17 protein-coding genes are annotated in these 16,600 nt (G+C 61.1%); 7 read left to right on the plus strand and 10 right to left on the minus strand.

What is annotated here, in order from left to right:
* Nucleotides 1-9 precede the first annotated feature (9 nt).
* From C5F75_RS28010 to C5F75_RS28025, 4 genes are all read right to left on the minus strand, one after another.
* Nucleotides 10-1,209 (minus strand): aminotransferase-like domain-containing protein, encoded by a 1,200-nt coding sequence (locus C5F75_RS28010; protein ID WP_104013046.1) that lies wholly within the window; start codon nucleotides 1,207-1,209, stop codon nucleotides 10-12.
* A gap of 370 nt (nucleotides 1,210-1,579) precedes the next feature.
* Nucleotides 1,580-2,224, minus strand: coding sequence for a hypothetical protein (locus C5F75_RS28015; RefSeq protein WP_258048606.1), 645 nt, complete (start codon nucleotides 2,222-2,224; stop codon nucleotides 1,580-1,582).
* An 8-nt stretch (nucleotides 2,225-2,232) separates the two neighbouring features.
* Nucleotides 2,233-3,495, minus strand: a complete 1,263-nt coding sequence (locus C5F75_RS28020) for a DUF6402 family protein (protein ID WP_181035486.1) — start codon at nucleotides 3,493-3,495, stop codon at nucleotides 2,233-2,235.
* 288 nt (nucleotides 3,496-3,783) lie between these two features.
* Nucleotides 3,784-6,084: an NADP-dependent malic enzyme gene (locus C5F75_RS28025; RefSeq protein WP_104013048.1), complete on the minus strand. Its 2,301-nt coding sequence runs from the start codon at nucleotides 6,082-6,084 to the stop codon at nucleotides 3,784-3,786.
* 134 nt (nucleotides 6,085-6,218) lie between these two features.
* On the opposite strand from C5F75_RS28025, the gene C5F75_RS28030 reads away from it, so the two are divergent.
* Complete coding sequence (locus tag C5F75_RS28030) at nucleotides 6,219-7,190, plus strand: LysR substrate-binding domain-containing protein (protein WP_059579885.1); 972 nt, start codon at nucleotides 6,219-6,221, stop codon at nucleotides 7,188-7,190.
* Between the two features lie 5 nt (nucleotides 7,191-7,195).
* Here the strand turns inward: C5F75_RS28030 and C5F75_RS28035 are convergent, their stop codons facing one another.
* The 3 genes from C5F75_RS28035 to C5F75_RS28045 all read right to left on the minus strand — a co-directional run bounded on the left by C5F75_RS28035 (nucleotide 7,196) and on the right by C5F75_RS28045 (nucleotide 8,977).
* Nucleotides 7,196-7,873, minus strand: coding sequence for a hypothetical protein (locus tag C5F75_RS28035; RefSeq protein WP_104013049.1), 678 nt, complete (start codon nucleotides 7,871-7,873; stop codon nucleotides 7,196-7,198).
* The gene (locus tag C5F75_RS28040; protein ID WP_104013050.1) at nucleotides 7,873-8,247 is read right to left on the minus strand and encodes a VOC family protein; all 375 of its coding nucleotides are present in this window, start codon (nucleotides 8,245-8,247) and stop codon (nucleotides 7,873-7,875) included. Before C5F75_RS28040 ends, C5F75_RS28035 begins: the two co-directional genes overlap by 1 nt.
* A 445-nt stretch (nucleotides 8,248-8,692) precedes the next feature.
* Nucleotides 8,693-8,977 (minus strand): LysR family transcriptional regulator, encoded by a 285-nt coding sequence (locus tag C5F75_RS28045; RefSeq protein ID WP_407641363.1) that lies wholly within the window; start codon nucleotides 8,975-8,977, stop codon nucleotides 8,693-8,695.
* Nucleotides 8,978-9,105: 128 nt separating this feature from the next.
* On the opposite strand from C5F75_RS28045, the gene C5F75_RS28050 reads away from it, so the two are divergent.
* From C5F75_RS28050 to C5F75_RS28060, 3 genes are all read left to right on the plus strand, one after another.
* Nucleotides 9,106-9,765, plus strand: a complete 660-nt coding sequence (locus C5F75_RS28050) for a carbonic anhydrase (protein WP_104013061.1) — start codon at nucleotides 9,106-9,108, stop codon at nucleotides 9,763-9,765.
* 60 nt (nucleotides 9,766-9,825) lie between these two features.
* A complete protein-coding gene (gene cynS, locus C5F75_RS28055; protein WP_104013051.1) occupies nucleotides 9,826-10,296 on the plus strand; it encodes a cyanase in 471 nt (156 codons plus the stop codon).
* Between the two features lie 145 nt (nucleotides 10,297-10,441).
* Nucleotides 10,442-10,921: a nuclear transport factor 2 family protein gene (locus C5F75_RS28060; protein WP_010808884.1), complete on the plus strand. Its 480-nt coding sequence runs from the start codon at nucleotides 10,442-10,444 to the stop codon at nucleotides 10,919-10,921.
* Nucleotides 10,922-11,337: 416 nt separating this feature from the next.
* Here the strand turns inward: C5F75_RS28060 and cynR are convergent, their stop codons facing one another.
* Nucleotides 11,338-12,225 (minus strand): transcriptional regulator CynR, encoded by an 888-nt coding sequence (cynR, locus tag C5F75_RS28065; RefSeq protein ID WP_104013052.1) that lies wholly within the window; start codon nucleotides 12,223-12,225, stop codon nucleotides 11,338-11,340.
* A 254-nt stretch (nucleotides 12,226-12,479) separates the two neighbouring features.
* Between cynR and C5F75_RS28070 the strand changes: the two genes are divergently transcribed.
* Nucleotides 12,480-12,962, plus strand: a complete 483-nt coding sequence (locus tag C5F75_RS28070; RefSeq protein ID WP_104013053.1) for a nuclear transport factor 2 family protein — start codon at nucleotides 12,480-12,482, stop codon at nucleotides 12,960-12,962.
* Between the two features lie 909 nt (nucleotides 12,963-13,871).
* The gene (locus tag C5F75_RS28075) at nucleotides 13,872-14,330 is read left to right on the plus strand and encodes a GNAT family N-acetyltransferase (RefSeq protein WP_104013054.1); all 459 of its coding nucleotides are present in this window, start codon (nucleotides 13,872-13,874) and stop codon (nucleotides 14,328-14,330) included.
* 56 nt (nucleotides 14,331-14,386) lie between these two features.
* Here the strand turns inward: C5F75_RS28075 and C5F75_RS28080 are convergent, their stop codons facing one another.
* On the minus strand, nucleotides 14,387-15,079 hold the full coding sequence (locus C5F75_RS28080; RefSeq protein WP_104013055.1) for a glutathione S-transferase: 693 nt from the start codon (nucleotides 15,077-15,079) through the stop codon (nucleotides 14,387-14,389).
* Between the two features lie 147 nt (nucleotides 15,080-15,226).
* Between C5F75_RS28080 and C5F75_RS28085 the strand changes: the two genes are divergently transcribed.
* Nucleotides 15,227-15,802, plus strand: coding sequence for a TetR/AcrR family transcriptional regulator (locus C5F75_RS28085; RefSeq protein ID WP_104013056.1), 576 nt, complete (start codon nucleotides 15,227-15,229; stop codon nucleotides 15,800-15,802).
* Between the two features lie 122 nt (nucleotides 15,803-15,924).
* Here C5F75_RS28085 and C5F75_RS28090 read toward each other — a convergent pair whose 3' ends face one another.
* Entirely contained in the window at nucleotides 15,925-16,428 is a 504-nt protein-coding gene (locus C5F75_RS28090; RefSeq protein WP_089465365.1) for a GNAT family N-acetyltransferase, read from the minus strand.
* Nucleotides 16,429-16,600: the final 172 nt, after the last annotated feature.

Genomic DNA, 16,600 nt, shown 5'->3' on the forward strand with positions numbered 1-16,600 from the left:
GATGTCTCCTTACGCGGCCCGCGCCGCACCATACGCACGGACGAGGCGCGCGACGCCTTCCCGGATCGCGTCGACGTCCGGCGCGGCGAACGACAGGCGCAGCGACGCCGCGTCGACGTTGTCCGCGAAGAACGCCTTGCCGGGGACGAACACGATCTTGTGCGCGATCGCCTGTTGCAGCAGCACGTCCGACGACACCGCACCGATTCGCGCCCACACGAACATCCCGCCTTCGGGACGATGGAACTCGATCGCATCGCCGAACCCGTCGCGCAGCGCGTCGCACATCGCGTCGCATTTGATCCGGTACGCGGCCGCGATGCGCGGCAGATGGCGTTCGAGCGCGCCGTCCGCCAAATATTCGGCGGCGGTGGCCTGCGTCCACGGTGCGCTGCACAGATCGACCGTCTGCTTCGCGATCACGCAGCGCCGCGCGATCTCGGCCGGCGCGATCGTCCAGCCCACGCGCAGCCCCGGCGCGACGATCTTCGACAGGCTCGCGAAATGCACGAGCCAGTCGCGTGCGCCGTCCACCTCGCCGGTGAGCGCGAGCATCGACGGCACCGTTTCGCCCGCGAAGCGCAGGTCGCCGTACGGGTCGTCCTCGACGATCAGGAAACGGTATTGCACCGCGAGACGCAGCAGCTTCAGCCGGCGTTCGCGCGTGAGCGTCGCGCCCGTCGGGTTCGCGAAGGTAGGGACCGTGTAGAGCAGCTTCGGCTGCGCGATCGCGCCGGACGCGAGTTGTTCGCCGAGACGATCGACGTCGAGGCCTTCGCCGTCGACGGGGATCGTCACGATGCGCGCCTGTTGCAAACGCATGGCTTGAAGCGTGGCCGGGTACGCCGGTTGTTCGGTCAGCACGACGTCGCCGGACGACACCATCACGCGCAGCAGCAGGTCGAGGCCTTGCTGCGATCCGGTCGTGACGAGCAGTTCGGCCGGCGTGCATGCGACGCCGCGCCGCGCCATCAGCGCGATCACTTGCTGCTTCAGTTCGGCGAGGCCGTCGGTCGGGCCGTATTGCAGGCAGCGGACGGGCTGGGCATACGCGCGTTCGGCGGCCGCGTTCAGGCCGGCGACGTCGAACAGGTCGCTGGCCGGATAACCGCCCGCGAAGGAAATCATGCCCGGTTCGGACAGGTACTTGAACAACTCGCGGATCGGCGAGCCGGCAGGGTTTTGGAATGAGGGCGTGAACGCGTACATGTCGTCGTGAGCGGGTGGGCGCGGACGGCCGGGATAGCCGTCGAGTGCCGGCCGCCAAGGCGCTTCTGGCGCCGCGGCGGTGAATTCGAGCCACGATTGTCGACAGTCATTAAGGGCGCGGCAAACGATATCTATGCACTAGGTCTTGCGGTTTGGTCATTACATCGCGGTGGGGTGCGTGTTGGCGGTGCGCGGATGATGCGGGGGTTCCGGGGCGGTTTGCCGAACGGGTGTTTGATTCGGGTGGTTGTTTCGCCCGGGTGGTCATGATGATCGCTACGGCTTTCTTGGCTTGGGCGGTTCAGCAAGAATCGTGAATCGTGGGCGGCGCCGCTTCAACGCGACGACCACCACGGCATCGAGAGCGTTCTCAGCGAAGCCAAATCGGAATTCTCGCCGCGATCCAATCGAGCATGGTCGGTGGCAGCGAGATCGACCTTTCACTGTCGTACTCATCCGATGCGTCGAAATAAATCAACTTGTTCTTACGGATGATGGTCGATTCTTCCCCCGGCCGGCCGTCCCAAAAAACGAAAAATAGTCGAGTGGCGAGCGTCGAGCCGTGTGCATTGCTGACGACGAGTTTGACCTGCTCATTCTGATCCACGAAAAAACCATTGCCCGGAGCACCACTCCCGCAGATGTTGATGATGTAGGTTGTGCCGTCAACGTGCTTGACACCGCCATTCATCTTGACGTTGTAGTTGAAGCGCTGACAATCGGTACGGTCAGCCATGATCCCGCGAAATCCTACCAGGTAGACGAACGCAAAAAAAACGAGCGTGACGATCGCGAGGCCTGCGCGCTTCGCTCGGCTGAAACGGTTGAAATTTCTGACGCGCCGGTACAGGTAGAAACCGAAGATGATCGACGTGATGGCGAAGATCGCCGGCTTCGTATTCATCGCCGAGACAAGTACGATTCCGTTCCTCACGTTGAGTGGCAAGCACAGCCACGCGATATCGACAACGAGGTATATGGCGCTCACGGACAAGACTACTTTGAGGATGGTCATGGCCCCTTTCATTGCTCGGCCGGAATGGATCTGCATACGGTGTCAATTTTCAAAATGATCGGCTTGTCCAGCTTGATGAGCTTTGGCTTGCTGTAGACCATGAAGTCGCCACCACGATTATGCACCGACCTCCAGTCCCGGTACGTCTTGTTATGCACCGGCCAGTAGACATCTTTCACTCGAAATTTCAGAAAGCGACTGGTTCGTTTGTCGATCGGCTTATCGATCTCTTCTCCCTCAGGGAGATAGCGCCACTCCTCAATGGTCGAGCTCCCAACGTTAAAGTTACTGCTCTTAAAGAGATCGTTGATGGCCGCGGCATAGGACAAAACCATCCCGCTCTTGTTCCAGTGACCGAGGTACTGGCTCTTGGAAGGCGAGTCGTCGTTGAACGAGTAGCTGTCCTTGATGTAGACATAGATGTGGGTCATCTGTGCAACCGGTTCGAGACAGAATATTGTGTTCTTACCCTCGTACTTGTAGTAGCGCTCACCGGTAACGGTCGCCCTCCCAACAGCAGCGTAGAAATTGAAGTTTCCCAGAGCGCCGGTTAGATCGGTCAAAGCCGTTCCGTCGAGGGTGGCAAAGGATGATACCGACTGGAACTGAAATCTCCAGGCGATATGAAACTGAAGCAGATCCGTCAGAAACGGAGCAGTGTCGATCACGATACCCGCTGCGTTCATCTTTCCGGCAGAAAAAACCCTCTCGATCACGGGCACCAGCGCATTCTTGACTGCTTCAGCAGCTTTCTCCGTGTAAATCGCTTGCCGGACGAGTTGCTTGAATCGCCAGGATGCACCACTAAATCTCAACGCCCACTCCAGAGTGACTGTCGTGTCGTCGATCGGCTGCGGTGAGTTGAGCTTGTTGTTGTAGATATGCTTGGGACTCGCCAACCACTTTCGCGCCAACTTAGCCGAAATTGGCCACCCCGCCCTGTCCATCGCGTTGGGGATATCCTGCAGATCGAACTCGGGCAGTTTGTCGGCTTGCTCTGCGTCTTGAGGCTTGTCGCTCGGCTGTGGCTTGGCGGGTGACTTAACCGGTGCTGGAGCCAGGGCTCGCGGCTTCTGCGCTGCGACTCGATCGGCTATCTTGGGCGGAGGCGGCGGTGGCTGCTCATTTGGCGCAAGCCTAGCGAACGAGATCTTTTGCTGCGTGTCGATGGGAACGCACCCGACGATGCCTGAATAGCATTTCCAATGCTTTCCGGAATATAAAAGGCGCGATTCCATCTGGTAGTACGGAACTTTTTTGACAACTGACATGGGTAGATAGCACCTCTGAACGAATCGGCGCCAAAATAATCGATACCCAAGCAATTCCGCAATAGCAATGAAAACAACTGTTAAATCAATTCGATTACGAGAAAATCGCGAAGATTGGGACAATTCTCAATGGGGTGATTGAATAGGAGGACTTGTCACGAGTTGCTCCAAGATTCTTGGCTTGGGTGCCAGCTTAGGGCAGACATTGCTTGGCACCGTCACGACGGCCGCTCATGGCCGAAGCTGACAAATAAAGGGCGGCCTCAGCCGCCCCACGAAGCCATTCAATCACCCACCCACACCCCGATTCGCCTCAATCACCGTCAACGCAGCCATATTCACGATCCGCCGCACGGTGGCGCTGGACGTAAGGATGTTCACGGGAGCATTAACCCCCAACAGGAAAGGCCCCACCGCCACATTGCTCCCCGCCTCGGTCTTGAGGAGGTTGTACGCGATGTTGCCGGCATCCACATTCGGACAGACCAGCAAATTCGCCGCCCCCTTCAAAGGCGACATCGGCAGCAGCTTCGCCCGCAGCCCTTCATCGAGCGCGCAGTCGCCATGCATCTCGCCATCGGCCTCGATATCCGGCGCCTGCTCCCGCATGATCTCCAGCGCCCGGCGCATCTTCGCGCCCGAAGCCGCACTCCCCGACCCGAAATTCGACCGCGACAGCAGCGCAACCTTCGGCGTCAGGTTCAACCATTCCATCTGCCGCGCCGCCGCGATCGTGAATTCGGCGATCTGCTCCGCATCCGGGTTGTCGTTCACGTGCGTATCCACCAGCGCCACCGTCCGCTGATCGAGCAACAGGATGTTCATCGCCGCGTAGGTCGACGCACCCGGCTTCTTGCCGATCACTTCGTCCACGAACCGCAGGTGATTGTGATACTCGCCCACCGTCCCGCAAATCATCCCGTCCGCGTCGCCGAGCCGCACCATCATCGCGCCGATCAGCGTCAGGCGGCGGCGCATTTCCACGCGCGCCATTTCCTTCGAGATACCGTCGCGGCAGCGCATTTCCCAATACTTCGTCCAGTACTGCGGGAAACGTTCGTCGTATTCCGGATTGGTCACTTCGACGTCCTGACCGAGCCGCAAACGCAGCCCGAACCGCTCGATGCGCGCGAGCAGCACCTCCGGACGCCCGACCAGAATCGGCCGCGCCAGCTTCTCGTCGACGATCACCTGCACCGCACGCAGCACACGCTCGTCCTCGCCTTCGGTGAACACGATCCGCGCCTTGCCGCCGTCGCGCACGAGCTGGCGCGCGGTCGCGAACAGCGGCTTCATGAACGCACCCGAGTGATAGACGAACTGCTGCAACTGCTCGACGTACGCATCGAGATTCGCGAGCGGACGCGTCGCCACGCCGCCTTCCATCGCCGCCTTCGCCACGGCCGGCGCGATCCGCACGATCAGGCGCGGGTCGAACGGCTTCGGAATCAGGTATTGGGCGCCGAACGACACGTCGTACGCGCCATAGGCCGCCGCGACGACTTCGTTCTGCTCTTCCTCGGCCAGCCCCGCGATCGCGTGCACCGCGGCGATTTCCATCTCGCGCGTGATCGTCGTCGCACCCACGTCCAGCGCGCCCCGGAAAATGTACGGGAAGCACAGCACGTTGTTGACCTGGTTCGGGTAGTCCGAGCGGCCCGTCGCGATCACGACGTCGTCGCGCGTCTCGTGCGCCAGTTCCGGGAAGATTTCCGGCGTCGGGTTGGCCAGCGCGAGAATCAGCGGGCGCGCCGCCATCTGCTTGAGCATCTCCGCCGTGAGAATGCCGCCGACCGACAGCCCGAGGAACACATCCGCGCCGCCGATCACGTCGGCGAGCTTGCGCGCGTCGGTTTCCTGCGCGAAGCGCGACTTGGCCGGGTCCATCAGCGTGGTACGGCCGCGATAGACGACGCCTTCGATGTCGGTCACCCACACGTTTTCCACCGGCAGCCCGAGGTCGACCAGCAGGTCCAAGCACGCCAGCGCGGCCGCACCGGCGCCCGACGTCACGACCTTCACTTCCTTGATGGATTTCCCGACCACCTTCAGCCCGTTGATGAACGCGGCCGACACGGTAATGGCCGTGCCGTGCTGGTCGTCGTGGAAGACGGGAATCTTCATGCGCTCGCGCAGCTTCTGCTCGACGGTGAAGCATTCCGGCGCCTTGATGTCCTCGAGGTTGATGCCGCCGAACGTCGGTTCGAGGCCGGCAATGATGTCGACCAGCTTGTCCGGGTCGGTTTCGTTGATCTCGATGTCGAACACGTCGATGCCCGCGAACTTCTTGAACAGTACGGCCTTGCCTTCCATCACCGGCTTCGACGCGAGCGGGCCGATGTTGCCCAGGCCAAGCACGGCGGTGCCGTTCGTGATCACGCCCACCAGGTTGCCGCGGCTCGTGAAGCGGTGCGCCGTCAGCGGATCGGCGGCGATCGACTCGCACACGCTCGCCACGCCGGGCGTATAGGCCAGCGCCAGATCGCGCTGGGTCACCAGCGGCTTGCTCGCGACGACCGAGATTTTCCCGGGGGTCGGAAATTCGTGATAGTCGAAAGCGGCCTGCTGCTGTGTCTCTGTCTGTTTCATGTTTTCGTCCCGGCGTGGGCGCCAGGCCAGTCCCGGCGCGATCCATGAAGGTGATTCTAGGGATCCGCCATAACGTGATGATTCTGTTTTAATATCGGCCCATCACTTTTTCATGATGAATGCATGACCAGTCAATGAATTTTGACGCAAACGACGTGGTCAGGCGGCTCGGCGCGCGTCTGAAGATTCGGCATCTGGTGCTGTTGCTGCAGATCCAGCAGCACGGATCGCTGACGCGCGTCGCCGAGCACATGGCAAGCAGCCAGCCGGCCGTGACGAACGCGCTGTCCGAACTGGAGAGCATGTTCGGCACGCCGCTGTTCGAGCGCTCGTCGCGCGGCATGCGGCCCACCGCGCTCGGCGCGGTCGTGCTCGAGCGGGCGAAGGCGATGATCAAGGATCTCGACCACCTCGCCCGCGAGATGGAGGCCGTCGCCGCCGGGCATGCGGCTCATCTGCACATCGGCGTGATTCCGTTCATCTCCGGCCAGATGCTGTCGGCCGCGCTGAAGCGGCTGCAAGCGCGCATGGAGCGGCGGCTGACCGTGACGATTCACGAAGGCACCAGCGACCAGCTGCTGCTGCAGCTCAGGGATCACAGTGTCGACATCGTGATCGGGCGCGCGTCGTCGGCGATCGATCTCGGGCAGGTTTCGTTCGAAGTGCTGTACCAGCAGCAGCCGCGCATGATCGCGAGCCGGCGGCTGGCCGCGAAGCTCGCCCGCACGCCGCTCGACTGGCACAAGCTGCACGCGCTCGACTGGATTCTCGGCGCGCCGCATACGCCGATGCGCGAACAGGTGACCGACCTGTTCCTGTCGGCCGGCATCGCGCCGCCCGTGCCGATCGTCGAAAGCTACTCGTCGAAGCTGATCGGCGAAATGATCGCGTCGAGCGACGAGGCCGTGTCGATCGTCCCGGCCGATATCGCGGAGGAACTGGTGCGGATCGCCGGCGTGGCGATCGTGCCTTATTCGCTGGTGTGGACGCTGCCGCCGATTGCATTGTTCACGCGCTCCGCCGATTCGCATTCGCCCGCGCGCGATCTGCTCGTCGACGCGCTACGCGAGGTGTGCAAGGAAACGTACGGAGAAATGCGTCGATAGCTGCGTTACTTGCCGGCGGCAAGGCGCCGCAGGATCTCCGGACGCTCGGCGGTCAACACGTGGTCCGCGCCCTCGCCCCTGTCGTAGCGTTTGCTCGTGCGGTAGGAAAAGCGCTTCACGTATTGATTGGCGGCGGGATCGAACATCCACGCGTCGACGTCGAAGAAGTGCTGACCGAAATGATCCTCGTCCTTGCCCCATACGTAATCGGCTCGGACGAACAGCGGATACGGCGACACCTCCGGCAAGTTCCACATCGCGCGGTCGGCCATTTCCGTTTCGGTGACGATCGGCATCAGGTTCTCGATCTTGCCGTTCGCGCCGACACGCAGCACGGCCACACGCTCCAGCATCCCGCTGCCGCCGCCCGAGAACATCCCCGAGAAGAACACCCACGAGCCGCCCGATGCAATCGGTAACCGCTCGGACCGTGGATTCAGGCCGAACTGGTATAGCTCCTTCGAGGAATGAGGAAGCGGCGCCGGCGGCATCTCGAAGCACGGCGCACGGTCGGGCAGCGCGCAGAGCTTCACGCCTGACAGCGGAAGCCCGTCGGCATCGAGCTTGCCTTCGGTTTGCGTGAAGCGCGGGAATGCCGTTTCGCGGGGCGCTGCTTGAACGCAGGCGATGCCGACGAGCGCCATGCTTGCGATCGCCGCGAGCGTTTTACCGATCCAGCGCATCACCCCTCCGCCCGATGACACACCACCTCGATATTGTGTCCATCCGGACCGATGACGAACGCCGCGTAGTAGTTCGCGTGATAATGCGGCCGTAGCCCGGGCGCGCCATTGTCTTTCCCGCCGGCCTCCAGCGCCGCGCGATGGAACGCATCGACTTGCTGCCGCGTGTCGGCCGCGAACGCGATGTGGAGAGGCGCCGGCTTCTCGTCGGTCGGGAACAAACACAGTGAAGACTTGCTGGGCAGCCCGATCTCGATCCCGTACGACGGCTCACCTTCCCCGACAATTTCGGCGCCCAGCGGTTCAAGCGCCTTCAGGAAAAACGCCTTGCTGGCGGCGTAGTCGCTGACGCCGAATTTGACGTGGTCAAACATGAGTTCCCTCCGATGGATCGATCAGTCAGCACGGTGGTGTGATGTAGCGATGGCCGCAATGTTGCCACATGCGGCGGTGGTCCGTTACCGGCTCCAAAGGACCCTGAGCGGCGCTTCGCATCGTTCGCGCCAATGACCCTTGTTCACCATGAACCGGTCCTCCGATGTTGAGCCGCCGCAGTCTCCGTTGGTATTGGGGCAGCGCTTGCTCTTCACGAAGGCCAACAGCCGAATGACCAGGAGGAGATCTCGACTGCCGATATGCTTGCTCAACGTATACAACACCGGCTACGGCGCAAACGAAGCGGATCTTACTGTTCGTGAGCGCTTGTGGCTTGCCTCCATACGCCTTCCAGCATCGCGGGCACCCATTGCCCGGCCGGACAGTGACTCGCGGTGTCGGCAGAAAAAATCATCGATTCGTCATCACTCGTCTGCCGAGCCTTCAGTTCGCCGACGTCATGTATCGCCCGCCCGCATCCAGATCCCATAGCACGGATTTCGCATAGCGCATCCCCGCCGCGCCGGCATCCATGAGTTGCACGTTCCGCCCTGAACGGTCTAGCCGCTGAGTGCGCAGCGTGCCTTCCAGTCGGCGTATCTGCTCCGACAGCGTGGACTGCGAAACGTGCAGTGCCTCGGCGGCGCACGTGAAATTGCCGTGTTCCGGGACGGCCGGGAAGTAACGGATACCACGCAGCAGCACGGCGAATTTCTTCGTGCCCGACAACAATTGGTCTTTCCTATGGTTAGCATCATAAACCCGTCTTGGACACTATGACGGAACGGGCCCATTCTCTGTTCAACGCATCGCACTGACCGACGCGGCGGCGAACGCCAGACTGAATGGAGCTGACCATGCAAGAGATCATCGACGGTTTTCTGAAGTTTCAACGGGACATCATGCCCGCGCGCAGGGAGTTGTTCCGCAAGCTGGCCACCAGCCAGACGCCGCGCACCCTGTTCATTTCCTGTTCCGATAGCCGCATGGTTCCCGAACTGGTCACTCAGCGCGAACCGGGCGATCTGTTCGTGATCCGCAATGCCGGCAACATCGTGCCTTCGTTCGGTCCCGAGCCGGGCGGCGTTTCGGCGACCGTCGAATATGCAGTGGCCGCGCTCGGCGTGACGGATGTGGTGATATGCGGCCATTCGGACTGCGGCGCGATGACGGCCGTCGCGACGTGCAAGTGCCTCGACCATATGCCCGCCGTCGCGAACTGGCTGCGCTACGCCGACTCGGCGAAGCTCGTCAACGAGGCGCGTGAACATGCGAGCGAGCGCGAGCGCGTCGATTCGATGGTGCGCGAGAACGTCATCGCACAGCTCGACAACCTCAAGACCCATCCCTCCGTTGCACTGGGACTCGCGCAAGGCCGCCTCAATTTGCACGGATGGGTCTACGACATCGAATCCGGCTCGATCTACGCGCTCGACGCGGCGACTCGCCAGTTCGTGCCGCTCGCCGCGCATCCCGATGTCACCGCGACGCCCGCCGAGTGCGCGGCTGCGCTCTGATTCCCGGCTCGTCACACCGACGCCGATCTCACCAGGTTGATTTACTCAAGGAGCAACATCATGACCCAATCGCAAGTCACACCGAACGCACGCGAAGCTTTGACGGAAACGATCGTCGACGCGAAGGTGCGCAAGAACCTCACGTTCGAAGCCATCAACGAAGGCACGGGCCTGAGCCTCGCATACACGACAGCCGCGCTGCTCGGTCAGCATACGCTGCCGGAGAATGCGGCGAAGCTCGTCGCCGAACGCCTCGGGCTCGACGACGACGCCGTTCGCCTGCTGCAAACCATTCCGGTGCGCGGCAGCATTCCGGGTGGCGTGCCGACCGATCCGACCGTCTACCGCTTCTACGAAATGGTGCAGGTGTACGGCACGACGTTGAAGGCGCTGGTTCACGAGAAATTCGGCGACGGCATCATCAGCGCGATCAACTTCAAACTCGATATCCAGAAGGTTCCGGACCCGGAAGGTGGCGAGCGTGCCGTCATCACGCTCAACGGCAAGTATCTGCCGACCAAGCCGTTCTGAACCCATGATGCAAAGACGAAAGTTCTTGCTGAGCACCGGTGCCGCGCTCGCTTCGGGCGGCCTTGCCCTCTCGGGCTGCACGATGGCGGGGCCGCGCTCCACGTCGAGCACCAACAACGCGCTGTCCCCCACAAGGAGATCCGAAATGACTTCACCCGCCGCTATTCGTCCGCCGCTTCCGCCGTTCACGCTGGAGACGGCCATCGAGAAAGTCCGTCTCGCGGAAGACGGCTGGAATTCGCGCGATGCCGCCAAGGTCGCGCTCGCCTATTCGCTCGACACGAAATGGCGCAATCGCGCAGAGTTCGCGAACAATCGAGCGGAAGCGCAGGCGTTCCTCGAGCGCAAGTGGAAGAAGGAGCACGAGTATCGTCTGATCAAGGAACTGTGGGCGTTCGGCGGCAATCGCATTGCCGTGCGCTACGCCTATGAATGGCACGACGACTCGGGCAACTGGTTCCGCTCCTATGGCAACGAAAACTGGGAGTTCGGCGAGGATGGCCTCATGCAACGCCGCTATGCGTGCATCAACGATATGCCGATCAAGGAATCCGAGCGCAAGTATCACTGGCCCTTGGGCCGTCGGCCAGACGATCATCCGGGACTGAGCGAATTGGGGCTTTGAAGCCCGGATCGTTACAGCCGCGGTGAGCGATCAGCGCCCGACAATTCGGTAGCGAAGAACGACGGATTGTTGGGCGTGTGTCGAAGTTCACTGGTACTGCTGGTTTGGTCGGATTGTGCGCGAATCTCGTCCGGTGGTTCCACTAATGCAGGCCGGCGAAGGCCAAGCGGAGGAAGTGAGCCGCAGCCTCGTGAACCACTTCTGACATTGCAAGCTTTTGAAGGCGCAATCGCAGAACCTTCGCGCCGACATCCGTCTTCTGTTACGCGAACGCATCGCGCGCGGAAACGCGGAGAACGTCGCTATCCACCGGATCTACGGCCAGCGAGCACGCGGTTGACGGTTTGACTATCAGCTTCGATGCAGGTCAATCAACTCCGTGACGCCGTCGATGTCTTTGTCAGCGTCGATGAAGGTCACGTCGGCTTTCCGAACCGCTCAGTCAGCAGTTGTAAGAACGCCCTGCTTGCCGCAGTGCGATACGCACCCCTGCGCTCTAAAACGGCGGCCGTGCGCGTTGGCAGAGGGGGATCAAGCGGCACGCGATGTAGGCCCTCTTGTACGTGTGCGATGTGATCAGGGAGAACCGTCGCAAGCTGCCCGCGACGCACGATTTCAACGATTGCACCGATCGTATCCACTTCGATTACGACAAGCGGTCGAATAGAGTGACGCGCAAAATGCTCGTCGATGAACCGACGTGTCGCGAATGTGTCGTTCAGCAAGACCAACGGCTCCTTGCCAAAGTCATGCCCCGCGAGTGCTTTACGGCGTGCGGCATGCGGGTGGCTGCGGCCTACCACCAAGCTCAGCGTCTCCGCGAAGAGGGGTTGGCTTTCGATGTCGACCGACAAGGCCGGATGGAATGCGACACCGATATCAAGTTTGTCGTCTGCAAGCTGCGCCTCCATCTGATCCTGTGTGAGTTCGCGAATATCGATCCTGATGCCAGGATGCAGTTGGTGGAAGCCATCGACGATCGGCCCGACCAAGGATGCCGTATAGGTCGGCGTTACTGCGAAACGCAGGCTGCCCCGGCTCAGTTCCGCCACGTCGTGTATCGCCCTCACCCCTGCGTCAAGGTCCTGTAGCGCGAGCTTGGCGTAACGCATCCACGCTTCTCCCGCGTCGGTCAGTTGAACGGTTCTGCCTGAACGATCGAACAGCTGTGTTCCCAAGGTGTCCTCGAGCTGCCGAATCTGCTGCGATAGGGTCGGCTGCGACACATGAAGCGCCTCGGCAGCGCGCGTGAAATTCCGCTGTTCTGCCACTGCAAGGAAGTAACGGATATGACGTAGTAGCACGGGACTCCACCTAACTATTGGATCTTCCTATCGACTCTATCGCAAGCCGGTCTTCGACACTATCGAAATTCGCGTCCATTCTTGATGCATGAAATCAGCGCACACGACGAGGCCGATTCTGAAGGAGATCGTCAAAGGGTTCTCAGGTTTCAACGAGATATCTGCCGGCCAAGCCGGTCTGAGTTCATCGCATCGCGGGTCGGGCGATCCGCGACGCACGCAGTGCAATCGCTAATCTGAAAAGGAGAGCCGTCATGTCGACTCAACAGCAGGGAATTCGTCCGCCGCTTCCGCCGTTCACGCTGGAGACAGCCATCGAGAAAGTCCGTCTCGCGGAAGACGGCTGGAATTCGCGTGACGCCGCCAAGGTCGCGCTCGCCTATTCGCTCGACACGAAATGGCGCAATCGCACAGAGTTCGCGAACAACCGAGCGGAAGCGCAGGCGTTCCTCGAGCGCAAGTGGAAGAAGGAGCACGAGTATCGTCTGATCAAGGAACTGTGGGCGTTCGGCGGCAATCGCATTGCCGTGCGCTACGCCTATGAATGGCACGACGACTCGGGCAACTGGTTCCGCTCCTATGGCAACGAGAACTGGGAGTTCGGCGAGGATGGCCTGATGCAACGCCGCTATGCGTGCATCAACGATATGCCGATCAAGGAATCCGAGCGCAAGTATCACTGGCCCTTGGGCCGTCGGCCGGACGATCATCCGGGACTGAGCGAATTGGGGCTTTGAAGCCCGGATCGTTACAGCCGCGGTGAGCGATCAGCGCCCGACAATTCGGTAGCGAAGAACGACGGATTGTTGGGCGTGCGCCGGCGGCGCCGTCAGGATGTGGCAACTTGAACGTCGTTGAATTATTCGTGACTTTCGTCGCTCCTCCTGCGGATTCGCTGAACCGGCCCGCGAGCACGCTCGCGCTGAGTGAAATTGTCGTGGTTCGTAGATCTTCCCAATGATGTTCGAGCGCTGATCGTGTCTGTTTATTCTGCCTGTCATCGACCTCCCGCTCTCTATCGGGCTCGCGCGCGCGCCTTCGACCGTTCCTTCGCTCGGCGGCGAAACGTCGGGCGATGGGTTGCCCGCGTCTTGCGCCCGACTGCACGACAGTGACGGGCACCGGTGAACAATTGTCCATCATGGTCGATGGCCAACGGCATCATGTGCATGGTGTTGTGGTGCAGCCTTCCGCGTGGCCATGAACAGCACGCCGGTCGACGTCAAGGCGCACATGTTATGCACGCTTCGGTGCACTACCGATGGGGCATCGCGGGCTTCATCTGCGTGGTTCAGTGTCGTGACGTCACCGTGATTTTGGGTGTGACCGCCAAGAACGCGCTGAGCAATGCAATGCCCCGTTGGCCGGTCGGTCAACGTCTGTTCGCCCTTCTAGCGGCCGAATGGGCGTAATGGGCGTACCAGCCCGACCGATTGCAATCAGCCTGAAGCGGTCGTCCACGGAAAGACACCCACCCGCCACTTCTGGCCGGACGCTGCGTCAATCGTCCGTGCTGCCAACTCGATATATTACGCGGACTTGCCGATTTCAGCCGCCCCCTTCAGCAGCATTCCACACGACCTTGGAAGTTCGATGCCATGCTGCTATCGTCGAGCATTCCTTGACGACTTCGGAGTGGCCGAACCATGCCCCTGATCTTGCGTCGCGCGACGATGGCCGATGCCGCGGCGGTGGCCGACGTCTATCTTCGGTCGCGCGACACGCTGGCATCCTACGCGCCACTCGCGCACGCCGAAGCGGCCGTCCGCGATTGGGTTGCCAACATGCTTGTTCCGTCGGGCAATGTTACCGTTGCCGTGAACGATGGCCACATCATCGGCATGGCCGCACACGCCGTCACCGACGGCGTGACATGGCTCGAGCAACTGTACGTGTGCCCTGAATTCAAACGGCAAGGGATCGGCACTGCCCTGCTGGAATCGGTGAAGTCGCAAACGGACGGCACGCTCCAGCTCCATACGTTCCAAATGAACCACGATGCTGCTGCGTTTTACGAGCAGCACGGGTTCGTTGCCATTGCGTACAGCGACGGAAGCAGAAACGAGGAGGGTTGTCCCGATGTTTTGTATCGCTTGACGCGGTAGCGCGGTCATCCGTTCGCTCGCCTCATCCGCCCGTTATCGACCGATGCAGGGGCAGCTCAGGCCAGCATCGCAAACACCGGTTGGTTCCTGACGCCCTCACGCGCCAGCATTCTCGCGTACCAGGCTCGAAGCGCTTCGCATTCCTCAGGCACTGGCAGCTTCACGAGCATCGCAAAGATCAAACCACCGATGACGGTGATGTCGGCCATCGAGAACGTCTCGCCCGCAACATACGGTTGCCGTTGCAGAACGGCATCGAAGTAGCGCATGCCCCTCAACGCCTTGTCGCGTTGACGGAATCCCCACTCCGGGTTTTGATACGTCTCGACGTCGGGCCCCAGCCCCGGCGTGCCGTGATGGAAATAGACGCTGATCGCGTCGAGCAATTCCAGCTCGGCGCGCTTGCTCATCATGTGGATGACGCCCTTTTCGCGTGGCGTGCTGCCGGTGAGCGTGGGTACGCCATCGAGCGTGTCGAGGTACTCGGTGATGGCCGTGCACTCGGCAATGCAGGTTCCATCATCGAGTTCAAGCACCGGCAACGTACCCGAATAATTCTTGCCGGCGATGAACTCGGGCTTTTTATGCTCGCCCTTGTAAAGATCGACCATCACGAACTGGACGCGCGATTGCAGCCCCTTTTCGGCCAGTGCAATGCGCACGCGTGTCGGATAGGGCCCTGTCGGGAAATCGTGGATCTTCATCATGGGCAGTTGGGCTGTGTCGAAGTCGACGTTACTGGAAGTCATTGCAGGGGCGCTCCGTAGTCGGTTGCACTGGATCGGACGACGTGAAAACACGTCGCCGGCGAAAACTACCTAACGTTTGTTAGGTTAACCATATAAGGTACAATCCGGAGTGTCAACACCCATTTCCCGTGCGCGGAGACTGAAGCAGTGACGAACGACGCGAGCTCGAACTCGAGAGAAAGAATTCTGGCAGCCGCCACGAGGCTCGCGCAGACGCACGGCTACGGCGGGTTGAACTATCGGGATCTCGCCAGCGAGGTGGGGATCAAGGCCGCGAGCATCTACCACCACTTCGAAAGCAAGGCCGATCTCGGCGCCGCGGTGGCGAGGCGTTACTGGGAGGATTCCGCGGCGGCGCTAGACGACATGCTGGCCCGATCGCGCGATCCGCTGGACTGCCTGCGCCGCTATCCGGATACCTTCCGCAAGGCGCTCGAGACCGGCAACCGCCTGTGTCTTTGCAGCTTCATGGCCGCCGAAACCGACGATCTGCCGGAAGTCGTGATGAAAGAAGTCCTGGCCTTCGCAGACGTGAACGTGGCGTGGTTGAGCAAGGTTCTATCCGCAGCGGCGGTGGTCAGCGCCCGGGAAAGCAAACAGCGGGCGCGGGCAATCTTCGCCGCCATCGCCGGCGCTCAGCTCATCGCGCGGAGTCGCGCCGATCTCTCCCTCTATGACGCGCTGATCGACAATTATCGTAAAGCGGGCCTTTTGCCGGCGTAGCAGGGTAACGGTGACGCGGCTTCAGATGATGTCGAACGTTCGCGAACGCATGATGTTCGATCGTGCGACCCCGGCTGACGTGGAATTCGTCGCCTATGTTTGCTGCCGGACCACCGCAATCATCAGTGGGTCGAATTGACAGGCTTTTCGTAAAGAGACCAGACAATACCGTCCGTTTTCAATCCGACGCGGACAAAGCCCAGCGACTCGTAGTAAGCACAGAGTTTCGTGTTTTCAGCGCCGCAGTCGAGTCGAAGCAAACGCCGGTTCAAGCGGCTCACCTCATGAGCGCACCAGCCGAGCATGAAGCTGCCGAGCCCGAGCCCGTTGAAACCCTGCCGCACACAGAGGCCGTGCACGTAGCCTGCAATCGGCGCTTGAGGCCCCCAGTGCCTGTCCTCGTCGAAGTCGAGCGAGAACGTTCCGACCAGCGTGCCATCCTGTTCGACGACGTACACGGCTTTCTCTGCGACGTGGTTTCGTACCCACCGTTCGGAGAAGCCGTCGCGTTCCTTGCCCCATACGTGGTCGCCATGCGCGACCTTCTTTGCATGTGCATCGTTCCGGATCTGTGTCAGTACCGGGACATCGTCTGCCGTCGCTCTGCGGAGGCTTTTCGACACCATCGCTCGTTTCCCCCGTTATATCCGAGCTACCATCCCGGCGCACCACGTAACAAGCCTGACGCTAGCCGCGCTCCCGGCACTCATTCTGTCTTTATCTAGTGTCCTGTTCCGCTGATTCGCGAGCAAAGTCGATGCAGCTTTTCGAGGATGGAATCGGCTGACGCGGTCCAGA

The organism is Burkholderia anthinoferrum, assembly GCF_002925705.1.
Lineage (GTDB): Bacteria > Pseudomonadota > Gammaproteobacteria > Burkholderiales > Burkholderiaceae > Burkholderia > Burkholderia semiarida.